Origin of the sequence: Chryseobacterium sp. Bi04 (assembly GCF_918698085.1) — a bacterium.
Classification (GTDB): Bacteria; Bacteroidota; Bacteroidia; order Flavobacteriales; family Weeksellaceae; genus Chryseobacterium.
The window spans coordinates 751,452-763,143 of sequence record NZ_CAKKLP010000001.1 but is presented as its reverse complement, the minus strand read 5'-3'; the positions used below and the strand labels follow the sequence as shown (position 1 = coordinate 763,143).

10 protein-coding genes are annotated in these 11,692 nt (G+C 36.6%); 3 read left to right on the top strand and 7 right to left on the bottom strand.

Translation table 11 applies throughout. The features are described from left to right. Window positions 1-55: 55 nt before the first annotated feature. The 7 genes from pth to mfd all read right to left on the bottom strand — a co-directional run bounded on the left by pth (window position 56) and on the right by mfd (window position 8,876). Window positions 56-619: an aminoacyl-tRNA hydrolase gene (gene pth, locus LQV47_RS03340; protein WP_230033864.1), complete on the bottom strand. Its 564-nt coding sequence runs from the start codon at window positions 617-619 to the stop codon at window positions 56-58. Between the two features lie 84 nt (window positions 620-703). Next, window positions 704-1,636, bottom strand: coding sequence for a hypothetical protein (locus LQV47_RS03335; protein WP_230033862.1), 933 nt, complete (start codon window positions 1,634-1,636; stop codon window positions 704-706). 97 nt (window positions 1,637-1,733) lie between these two features. Continuing rightward, complete coding sequence (locus LQV47_RS03330) at window positions 1,734-2,591, bottom strand: hypothetical protein (protein WP_230033860.1); 858 nt, start codon at window positions 2,589-2,591, stop codon at window positions 1,734-1,736. 153 nt (window positions 2,592-2,744) lie between these two features. Continuing rightward, window positions 2,745-3,488, bottom strand: coding sequence for a hypothetical protein (locus LQV47_RS03325; protein WP_230033858.1), 744 nt, complete (start codon window positions 3,486-3,488; stop codon window positions 2,745-2,747). A gap of 8 nt (window positions 3,489-3,496) precedes the next feature. Continuing rightward, window positions 3,497-4,315 (bottom strand): hypothetical protein, encoded by an 819-nt coding sequence (locus LQV47_RS03320; RefSeq protein WP_230033855.1) that lies wholly within the window; start codon window positions 4,313-4,315, stop codon window positions 3,497-3,499. Between the two features lie 6 nt (window positions 4,316-4,321). Continuing rightward, window positions 4,322-5,137 carry a hypothetical protein gene (locus LQV47_RS03315; RefSeq protein WP_230033853.1) on the bottom strand — a complete coding sequence of 272 codons (816 nt, stop codon included), beginning with the start codon at window positions 5,135-5,137 and terminating at the stop codon, window positions 4,322-4,324. A 370-nt stretch (window positions 5,138-5,507) separates the two neighbouring features. Continuing rightward, a complete protein-coding gene (gene mfd, locus LQV47_RS03310) occupies window positions 5,508-8,876 on the bottom strand; it encodes a transcription-repair coupling factor (RefSeq protein WP_230033851.1) in 3,369 nt (1,122 codons plus the stop codon). Window positions 8,877-9,130: 254 nt separating this feature from the next. On the opposite strand from mfd, the gene LQV47_RS03305 reads away from it, so the two are divergent. The 3 genes from LQV47_RS03305 to LQV47_RS03295 all read left to right on the top strand — a co-directional run bounded on the left by LQV47_RS03305 (window position 9,131) and on the right by LQV47_RS03295 (window position 11,641). Beyond that, window positions 9,131-9,526, top strand: a complete 396-nt coding sequence (locus LQV47_RS03305; protein WP_230033849.1) for a hypothetical protein — start codon at window positions 9,131-9,133, stop codon at window positions 9,524-9,526. Window positions 9,527-9,706: 180 nt separating this feature from the next. After that, window positions 9,707-10,006, top strand: a complete 300-nt coding sequence (locus LQV47_RS03300; protein ID WP_230033847.1) for a hypothetical protein — start codon at window positions 9,707-9,709, stop codon at window positions 10,004-10,006. 135 nt (window positions 10,007-10,141) lie between these two features. Continuing rightward, complete coding sequence (locus LQV47_RS03295; RefSeq protein ID WP_230033845.1) at window positions 10,142-11,641, top strand: GH3 auxin-responsive promoter family protein; 1,500 nt, start codon at window positions 10,142-10,144, stop codon at window positions 11,639-11,641. The last annotated feature ends 51 nt before the right edge of the window (window positions 11,642-11,692 follow it).

Here is an 11,692-nt window from a genome sequence, read left to right as displayed (position 1 = left end):
GCCATCGAAATGCGATGGCCTTTTTCATTTTCCGTATCATTACTAGCAGCAAGCTCTATTTTCCGTTGTATGCGGACATCGTGTTATTCAATCCGGCAAAAACAAAAGAAAGACTCGCCTTAGAGAATATTTCAATTCTTTCGGTAAGCTTTTCTGCTTCTTCTCCGCTCCATGTGCCTAATACATAATCTACCTGACGTCCTGCAGAAAAATCTGCAGAAATTCCAAAACGGAGCCTTGTGTAGCTTTGCGTCTGTAATACTTCATTAATATTTTTAAGCCCATTATGCCCGGCGTCAGAACCTTTCCCTTTCATCCTCAGCGTACCGAAAGGAAGCGCAAGGTCATCTGTTATAATGAGGACATTCTCCAACGGGATATTTTCTTTCTGCATCCAGTATCTTACAGCATTTCCTGAAAGATTCATATAAGTATCCGGTTTCAGCACAAAAACTTTCCTGCCTTTGTGTTTTCCTTCAGCCATCCATCCAAAATTAGCCGTATTGAAAGAAACATCAAGCGTCTCCGCAATTTTTTCAGCAACTTTGAATCCTATATTATGGCGTGTATTTTCGTATTCTGAGCCTTTATTTCCCAGCCCGACTATTAAATATTTCATCAGAAATTTTTTGCAAAATTAAGAGATAAAAAATAAAAAACTCAACCTTCGGAAGGTTGAGTTTACATATTATTAAAAATAATGTTATTGCGGTTTGTAAATATAGTTTACTCCATATCCTTTTGTCATATAGGTCTGTGGATCATAAACGTAATTTGTACTCTTTACAACCGGGTTAGGAATAGGTGGAGTAAGATCTGTAAACGACCATCTCTTAGGATTGTTCGGAGATAATATAAGACTTTCTTTATCATTAAGATCTGTATTCAAAAGTCTTGAAATTTTGTATGCCAATGGTAACAATGTGAACGGACTGATCTCATTGTCATAAGCATAATATTCATAGCTGTATTTTGTAGTAACCGCTCCCATTACTCCTCCGGCCATAGGACCGTAATGTCTTATAACTTTGGAAACATTGTCTCCGGAATAGGTATACGCTGTTCTTGAGAAGTTGTCATAAGCAAATGGTGTTCCTGCAATATCCGGACCTGTTTTCATAATAATAGAATCCAGTTTTGCTGTCGCAGCACTGTATCTTACATTATAAAGTGATTTTGTCTTTCTGAGAAGTGTTTGTGGCCCCGGGTCAGTAGCCGGTGGCACAGGGGGAGGTCTTCTGAAGATAGAACGGTTTTCAGAAATCGTTTCCAATCTTCCGGTATTTCCATAAGTAAGCAGTCTGGTAAAAGAAACACTATCCTTATCCAGTCTCCCGTTTCCGTCAAGATCAAGGAATCCATTAAAGGCGATCTGGCTGATCTTATCTCCACTGTACATTATGTTAGTGATTGATGCACTATCCATAATTACTGTATTCACAAGAAGCCCGCTGTAATGATATTCAGCTAATGTATCTTTATCTGTAATTTCTTTATATAATGCTCTGGGACCGGTTAATCCTCCCGTGTTATTCAGGTCTAATAATGGATTTCCTTCTTCATCCACTAGATTTTTGCAGGAATGCACTGAGGCAAAACCTGCTATTAATAAAATAAAATAGAAAAGTTGTTTCATTTTCTGGTAATTGATTATTTTTTGACAAATATAATTTTTTTTTGCATAAAAATTATATAATTATTTATATTCCAATAAGATTAATAATTGAATTCTTTTACAAATTTTTATAGCTATAGGTCAGTTTTTGATTTTTCTCAATCACCGGATAGCCCTGATCATAGGTATAACTTTGTGTGGTATTAACTCCAGGAGCCGGCGCAGGCATCTGAACATACGTTGACGTAGGGTTGTTTGGAGACAGCTTGTAAAAATTGACCGGATTCATCAGCCCACGCATGATAAAAAACACTCTTGGAAGTGTAGAAAAAGGGCTTTTCTGAGAATCATAATTTTGAAAACTATAGATCGTTTGAACAGCTGTGGTCATATCAGGAGCACCATTCGTATTCAGGATTCCTTTAGAACTCGTTACCTTAAAAATATTATCTCCGGCATATACAAAAACGTTCTCTACGAATGCATTGTAGGCAGATATCCCTCCTACTTTTCTTTTTTCAAGAATTTTCGTAAGCTTTCCTGCTACATCATATGTAAAAGCATAATCACTGATGAATGATGCTCCGGGAGTTGATCCTGTTGCCACACAAGACGCATTATAAATCTGTCCGTTAATATCCGGAGTTACATCAAACTCATAAGACAAACTTCCGGGAGTCTGGCTTGCAAAATTAATTTTAGTAATTTTTTTGTTTGTATTGTATGTTAACGTACTTATATAACTGGCGTTAGAATTATCATCTTTAAAAACAGCCTGATCCAAAATTCCGGCTGTTGTAATATATTCTTCCTGAGAAACATTATCCTTATTGATTTTTTCCAGAATTTTTTTGGGGGCAGTTCCTTCATCAGGATTCGGGATCGATTCTGTAGGGTCAGAGGTTGTATTGCATGATGCCAATACTCCTAAAAGAGCAATTCCTGTAAATATTTTAAGAAAGTAATTTTTTACCATAGAAAAATTAGTTTTAGTAATGCCAAATATAATTCAATTTTCGATAACAGCATACACTCCATTCGAACAAATTCACAATAAACAGACGTAAAAACAAAAAAAATCTAAAAACATAACGTTTTTAGATTCTTAATTATTATATTTTCATGAAAATTAATAAGGCTGTAGTACTGATGTTGTCAAAACAGACTGTGCCATATCATTATTCAATACTGCAGTATCCACGGCTCTTCCTATTCCCAGCACCGGTATTGGTGAACCGCTTAATGTACGTTTAATACAGGCTACTTTCACCACATATTTGTTTTTTGGGGTAAGATTGGAAAGAGTGGCATTCAGATTAAAAATTTTATAAGCTCCGGCTCCTCCCAGCAATACGTCTGTTCTTACAGCTCTCAGTCTGTCATCTACAAAAATCCCGCATGCAAAACTTGCTGAACCTTTTGCGGCTTTCTGAACAGTAGTTTGAAATGAGAATGTTACTTTATTGTTTGAATTGGTTACGGAGAAATTATCCAATGCCGTTGGCAATACAGTCCAATCTCCGGCTAAAGGGTCACCTTCGTTATAAGGGACAGCTGACCCGCTGGAGCTAAAAGAAACCCCTGTCTGATCTGCTACAGTGTTGATAGAGAATACAGACATACTTCCCTGGCCATCAGCAATTTTTATAGCCTTCCAGTCATTAGCTGTCATCGCTGAGTTGTTATGAAAGATATCTCCGCTCGTTCCTGCAGAACCTTTTAAAAGATCTGTACCTCCGGTTCTTAATTCTTTTCTGACATTTAAATCTCCATTCACATCAAGCTTATTTGTAGGGTTTGATGTATCAATGCCCACTTGCGCATTTATCCATACTGCGAACAAAAGAGATTTTATAAAAAATATTTTTTTCATGATTTGATTTAGTTTATAATCGGGTTAAACACCTCCGGAACCTCATATACATCTACTTTCAGAGAAGACTGAGCAATAAAGCTGTTGATATTAGATGCTGCATTGATTCCAATAGTAAGCGTTTTGCCTGATGCATTACCGTAAGATGCCAGTCTTGCACATCCTACACTTACTGTATGGGTTCCTTTTGTAAGGTTTTCAACGATTCCAATCTGAGTATGGGTAAGGAAAGGCTGCAGGGAACCAATGGCCTTCAGATTTCTCTGTCTTAGATTCACCAATTTATCATCCACAAAGATTCCACAAGCATAGTCTATGGAAGTATCTGTAGCCCCGTTTGCATCAAAATTAGCCTGTACAACAGTTTCAAATTGAAAATAAGCTTTGCTTACCGTACTGTATACATTGATATCCTGTGAAAGTCCGGCAATTTTCTTGAAATTACTCAAAGTACCATATTGTGTGTCTTTATTAAAAACACTGCCTCTGGAAGTAGTTATATTAGACTGTTCACTATAAGTAAATCTGGCTCCCTGTTTATCGGAAAATGAATTGTTAAAAATCAGATAAAATTTGTTGGGTTCATATTCAGGAATACGAAGTGTTTTCCAAATAGGAGGATATCCTTCGCCCTGTGATACAAGTAACTGGTCATTATTTCCCTGAGATACAGAATTATCTGAAGAGTCATACACCGCAATCTTATCTCTTAAATTAAGGTCCCCATTGACATCAAGTTTTGCTTTTGGAGAATCTGTATTAATTCCCACCTGAGCAGACAATAATAATCCTGCCGGAAGGAGTAAAGTCAATATTATTTTTTTCATCAATTGTTAGTTTTTATAGCTTACAAATTCAATTACATCCATTTTCATCGTAGATTCCAGTGTAAATGCATTAGACACCCCATTGGAGCTCTGAACATTCCGTCCTATTGTAAATTGAGATGAAGTACTGGAAGCATCAATTTTTCTGCATGCAATTTCAATTTTATGAGCACCTACAGGTACATTTTGCTCAGTATAATTAAGGGTGAAAATATAGTCCTGGATACCTCCTTTTTCAGAATTATTATTAGACTCTATTCTGTCTGGACGAACAGCCACAAGCTTTCCATTTCTGAATACCCCACACGTAAATCTCACATCATTAATCACAGTAGCGGTTGGTGATTTCATTTCAACTCCTGTCTGAAACTGATAGGTTAACCTATTTCTTCCATTTTTGATACTAAAGTTATTTTCAAGACCTGCAATCTTTACCCATTTACCTTTAGTAGCATCAGTGATATTGTCCCCTACATTATTCTTAAACACATTATCTCCTGCAATACCATCTGTAAGGGTAGTGATACCCACCTGATCTGATGACAAATATGAATTGATCAATTTGTATTGCCCCTCTTCCATAAAGGAAACATTCAACGACTTCCAAACAGGAGATTTACCTTCTCCCTGAGAAACCAGGATTTGCCCGTTCAACCCGGCATTACCTGCCTGAGTAGAACTGCCTCCCACTCTAAGTTCTTTTCTTAAAGTAGTTTTTCCATTGACATCGAGAGTAGATTTTGGCTTAGGTGTCCCGATTCCCACCTGTGCGTTGGCATAGAATGAAAGAAATCCAGCAACGAAATAAATAGTTTTTTTCATAATTAAGGACTGCAAATGTACAAATTAAGAACTACAAAAAGTCCCAACTGATACACCTAACACCATAGAAATAAACATATTACACGATAGAATTATTCGCACACAAAAGTAGAATTATTACTACACGAGCATACTTTATTGGCTCATCTTAAAGCACGCTTCTTCACAACCTCCTTCTACAACGAGGCTTACAGCTTTATTTTTATCATTAAAAAGTGATATTATATTGCCTAAAACTGCGTTAACTCTCTAATTAATGAATATTTTTAACCAAAAAGCTGACAACAATCACAAAAAAACATATAAAAACTTAAGTTATTATATGTTTTTTCAGTTCCCGGAAGAGCTTTATCATTTTGGAAATTAGATTTTAATGATGGGCAATAATAGCTTTCAGCAACAGATTAACCTCATCTACATTTTTCACTCTTTCCTTTCTCATCATGAGCTGGTTACCTTCTTTTCCTGATTTTTCTTTAAGCTGCGCTTCGGCAGGATTTTGGGTTAAATAAGTAATGATATGTCTGAATCTGTCTGTCTGGTAAAATTTATCCTGGGGATTGCCTGGGAAATACCCTAAAAACACACCGTTTTTCATTACAATCTTTTCAAAGCCTATATCCGCAGCCAGCCATTTTAAAGCAACACTTTTCAAAAGGTTTACAGCTTCTTTTGGAAGAGTCCCAAAACGGTCTATTAATTCAAGTTCAAACTTATGAAGATCCTGTTCATTCGTTATTTCTGCAATTTTCTGATACAACAGCAGTCTTTCTTCCGTATTGGAAATATAAAAATCCGGCAGCATAAGCTCAAGGTCAGTATCGATATTGACATCTTTTACAGATTTGAACAGCTTCTGTCTGTCCTCTTCATTTTCAAACAGGTTTTCAAAGTCTGCATCATCTTTCAGCTCTTCAAGGGCTTCCTGCATTAATTTCTGATAGGTTTCAAACCCCATCTCATTGATGAATCCACTCTGTTCCGCACCCAATAAATCTCCGGCACCACGAATTTCAAGATCCTTCATGGCAATCTGAAAACCACTTCCCAGGTCAGAAAACTGTTCAATAGCTTCCAGACGTTTTCTTGCATCAGAAGTGATCATATCATAAGGGGGTGTAATCAGATAACAAAATGCTTTCCTGTTGCTTCGCCCCACCCTTCCTCTCATCTGATGAAGATCCGCCATTCCGAATCTTTGGGCATCATTAATAAAAATAGTGTTGGCATTCGGAACATCTACTCCACTTTCCACAATTGTTGTAGAAACCAAGACGTCATATTTCCCTTCCATAAAGTCCAAAACATTTTTTTCCAGCTGTTTACCTTCCATCTGTCCATGTCCGGTAATAACTCTGGCATCCGGAACCAATCGCTGGATAAGCCCGGCAATATCTTTCAGGTTCTCGATCCTGTTATTAATGAAATACACCTGCCCATCTCTCTGAAGTTCATAAGAAACAGCATCACGAAGAGTTTCTTCATTAAATCCGATCAGCTGAGTATCAACAGGCTGTCTGTTTGGCGGTGGCGTTTTAATAACCGATAAATCTCTGGCAGCCATTAAAGAAAACTGCAGTGTTCTTGGAATAGGAGTAGCCGTCAAAGTAAGGGTATCAACATTACTTTTCAAAGTTTTCAGCTTATCTTTTACAGAAACACCAAACTTATGCTCTTCATCAATGATCAGTAATCCTAAGTCTTTAAATTTCACGGAAGCACTTACCAATTGATGAGTTCCTATAATAATATCTAATTTTCCGTTTTTTAAAGCATCCAAAGTCTCTGATTTCTGCTTGGCAGTTCTAAAACGGTTGACATAGCCAACATTTACAGGAAAATCTTTCAGTCTTTCTTTAAAGCTTCTATAATGCTGAAACGCCAGAATAGTTGTAGGCACCAATATAGCGACCTGTTTTCCATCTGTGGCGGCTTTAAATGCTGCACGAATGGCCACTTCAGTTTTTCCAAAACCTACGTCACCACATACCAGCCTATCCATAACCGTATCAGCCTCCATATCCTTCTTCACATCAAATGTTGCTTTTTCCTGGTCCGGAGTATCTTCATAGATGAAGCTTGCTTCCAGTTCATTCTGCAGGTAAGAATCCGGAGTATAAGCAAAACCTTTGGCTGTTTTTCTTTGGGCGTATAATTGGATAAGGTCAAAAGCAATCTGTTTTACTTTTGCTTTTGTTTTCTGTTTTAAAGATTTCCAGGCAGGAGAACCCAGTTTACTTAGCACCACTTCTTTTCCGTCAGGTCCATTAAATTTTGAAATCTTATGCAGTGAGTGAATGCTGACATACAGGAGATCTCCGTTTTTATAAGTCAGTTTAAAACATTCCTGAATTTTCCCATCATTATTCACCTTTACGAGTCCCATAAACTTCCCGATACCATGATCAATATGGGCAATATAGTCCCCGATTTTTAAAGACATCAGGTCTTTCAGGGTAAGCTGTTCAGACTTGGCAAATGTATTTTTGGCTTTATACCTTTGATAACGGTCAAAAATCTGGTGATCCGTATACACCAGGAGCTTATGTCCATTATCCACAAATCCTTCATGAAGTTCAGATTTAAAGCTTTTAAAAGGAAGCTCATGTTCCAGTTCTTCAAAAATAGATTCCAGCCTTTCTTTTTGTTTTTCTGTTGAAAAAGATATCCAGGTATCAAAACCTTCGTTCTGCTTTTCCTCAAGATCTTCAATCAGCAGTTCAAAATTTTTATGGAAGGAAGGCTGTGGGAGCTGTTCCATTTTTATTTCAGAAATATCTTTCAGGCCTTCTATGCTTATTCCGCCAAAATCAACGGTCTTGAATTTTTTATAATCAAAAAGAAATTCCTGGTCTGAAATAAAAAGTTCCTGAGGCGTTCTGTGGGCAATATCTTTATTTAAAGTATCATATTTCTCTAAAGCTTTCTCATAGAATGTCTTTATCTTTTGCATTCCAACCATTCCATTTCTGGAAATAATAAAGCTTTCCTTTGGCAATAGCTGTAATAATGACACTCTACTTCCTGTCACGGAAAAATTCATATTGGAAACCAGCTGGAGCTCTTTTACTTTATCTATAGAAAGCTGGGTTTCTATATCAAAGGTTTTAATACTTTCCACTTCATTTCCAAAGAACGTTATCCTATATGGTTTTTCATAAGAATAGGAAAATACATCTACAATTCCTCCTCTTACAGAAAACTCACCAGGCTCGGAGACAAAGTCAGTCTGCTGAAAATGATAATGATTAAGCAACTCGTCAATAAAATCAAAATCCAGTTGATCTCCTACTTTTATATGATGTGAAATTGCTTTAAAGTCTTCTTTCTTTAAAACCTTTTCGGATAATGCTCCTGCGTAGGCCACAATTACTTTTGAAGACCTTCCTGAGCTGAGCTTATTTAAAACCTCCGTTCTCAGTACCAGATTGGCATTTTGAGTTTTTTCCACCTGATAAGGTTCAAGATGGGTTGCCGGAAAATACAGCACCTTTTCTTTTCCCAAAAGATCTTCCATTTCTGCATTCGCATACAAAGCATCTTCTTTATCATCTACCAGATAAAGAATACTTTTCTTTTGAACTAAAAAAAGTTCAGCAACAAAAACAGACACCGAAGACCCCGCATTCCCCTTCACGGCAATATGCTGATCGTTTTCTAACTGAGTGAATATTTCTTTCCCGAATTCCTTTTGTAAAAGATCAGGAAGAAACTTTTCATTGATGGATTTTAACTGCATAAATACTAATGGTATAAACGACAAAAGCGATTTCGGGAGTTTTCCGAAATCGTTTTTAGCTATACAAAGATAAGAATAAATTTTTCTTATTTATAAAAGCGGATAGATACCTATTTAAAATGAGGCTATTAGTTTTTTTATAAATCTTAATTTTTATTAATTTATTTAATTCCCTGTTAAAAAAAAACAAAAAAATTCCCATGGCACAATGTTTGAAAATTTATGCTTATAACCAAACGCTAAAGAATAATATTATGAAAAAAGCAATTAAAATCTTAGGAGTCTTAATGCTGTTTGTTTTTACGGCATTATCTTTTTCGTCGTGCAGTGATGATGATGACCCTACGAATAATGACTTCTTCGCAGGAACATATAAAGGAAGCATCTCTTATAACGACGGAGGATCTACCAACATCAGTACAGATAACGGAAGTGTATTCGTAACCAAGATCGCCAGCGGTACCAAGTATAATTTTTCTTTCTCAAACGGAATTCCTGATCTCAACGGGATTGAGTTTGAACAAAAAGGAGATCATACCCTTGTCATGATTGGTTCTACAGGAACATCATATATAAGAATTGACAACAACGAATTAAAAATTCTATACCTTAAAGATGGTAAGACCTGGACCGCCAATTGTACCCGATAAACATTTCATACTATAATTATATTACAAAAACCTGTTTTCATTGAAACAGGTTTTTGTATTGATAGGAATTGTTTTAATTTTTTTTTAAGCTGTAATAAACTTTAGTTAAGTTTAAAAAACCAAAAATTCTCAGCCCGCTTTTTGCATATCTTTATGTAACAAAAACAAACAGTATTTCTTATGAAAAAATTATTATCAGCAATGTCACTGATCTTAGGACTGGGACTTGCAACTGCTCAGCAGACGGCTCCCGCTACAAGCACAGCTCATCAACCGGTGAAAACAGTAAAAGCAACTAAACCTGCTGAAATAAAAGCTGCAAAACCCGCTGACATGAAAACAGCAAAACCCGCTGAAGTAAAACCCGCTCAGCCTGCTGTCAAAATGAAAAAAGACGGAACTCCGGATAAGAGATACAAAGACAATAAACATCTGAAAAAAGACGGAACTCCCGACAAAAGGTATAAAGTAAACCAATAAGCACAACATTAACATATATAGTTGTTATTTTCATAATCAAATTTCGAAATGCCGATGAACAAGTTTTATCGGCTTTTTTATGCCATGCTTTGTAAAAATTGTTCCAGTTCTCTACTTAATTTATAAATTTGGAGCATGTTAAACTTCTTCAAGAAAAATGCAGCGCTTATTTGGGCAAAAAAACATGTTCAAAAAGCAGGGGAATTCAAAAAAAATGCGGAGAAAAATCAGGACGATCTATTACTTTCTCTTATAAACACTGCTCAAAAAACTCTTTTTGGACGGGAGCATGATTTCGAAAACATTCATTCTGTAAAAGATTTTCAGGATAGAGTTCCTCTTGCTGACTATGAAGACCTGAAGCCTTATATTGAAAGAGTAAAAAAAGGACAGGCCAACATTCTCTGGACCGATACACCGGAGTATTTCGCAAAAACTTCCGGAACAACCTCCGGATCTAAATACATTCCTATTTCTAAAGAAGGGATGCCATTCCAGATTGCGGGAGCTCAGAGTGCTCTGTTCCATTATATTGCTCAAAAAAACAATGCAGACTTCGTTAACGGAAAAATGATCTTTCTACAGGGAAGTCCCGAGCTGGAAGAAGTCTTTGGAATAAAAACAGGAAGATTATCAGGTATCGTGGCCCATCATATCCCAGGATACCTTCAAAAGAACCGTCTTCCCAGCTGGGAAACCAATATTATGGAAGACTGGGAGGGCAAAGTAGATCAAATCATTATGGAAACCGAGTCTGAAAATATGACCCTTATTTCAGGAATTCCGCCATGGCTGATTATGTATTTTGAAAAACTGTCCGAGAAGCATGGGAAAAAGATCAAACAACTGTTTCCCAACCTTCAGCTCATTGTTACGGGAGGAGTCAATTATGAACCATACCGGGATAAAATGGAAGATCTTCTGGGAGGTAAAGTTGATATTATCCAAACTTTTCCAGCTTCCGAAGGATTTTTTGCTTTCCAGGATGATTATACTAAAGAAGGATTGTTACTGCTGACCAATCATGGAATTTTCTATGAATTTATTCCTCTTGAAGAATACGGCAAACCTCATGCACGGAGATTAACATTACAAGAAGTTGAACTTCATAAGGATTATGCTCTGATCCTTACCACCAATTCCGGGTTATGGGCTTACTCGATAGGCGATGTTGTACGATTTATTGACAAAGAACCTTACAGAGTTTTAGTAAGTGGCAGAACCAAACATTTCACCTCTGCTTTTGGTGAACATGTCATTGCTTTTGAAGTGGAAGAAGCAATGAAGGCTACTTTGGAAAAACTCCCGGCACAGATTACAGAATTTCATCTTGCCCCTCAGGTTAATCCTCAGGAGGGCCTTCCTTACCATGAATGGCTGATTGAATTTGAAAAAGCTCCTGAAGATCTGGAATTATTCAGAAATGAACTTGACCGCCAGCTAAGAAGCAGAAACAGCTATTATGACGACCTGATTTCAGGGAATATTTTACAAAAGCTCTGTATTACCAGGCTCAGAAAAAATGCATTTCAAGAGTATGCTAAATCTCAGGGAAAATTGGGTGGACAAAACAAAACTCCAAGATTGGCAAATGACAGAAATATCGCAGATTTATTAGAAATTTATAAACTTTAAAGATATTTTTTCAATTCCAAAAACGTATATTCGAAAAAAATTATAAATTTG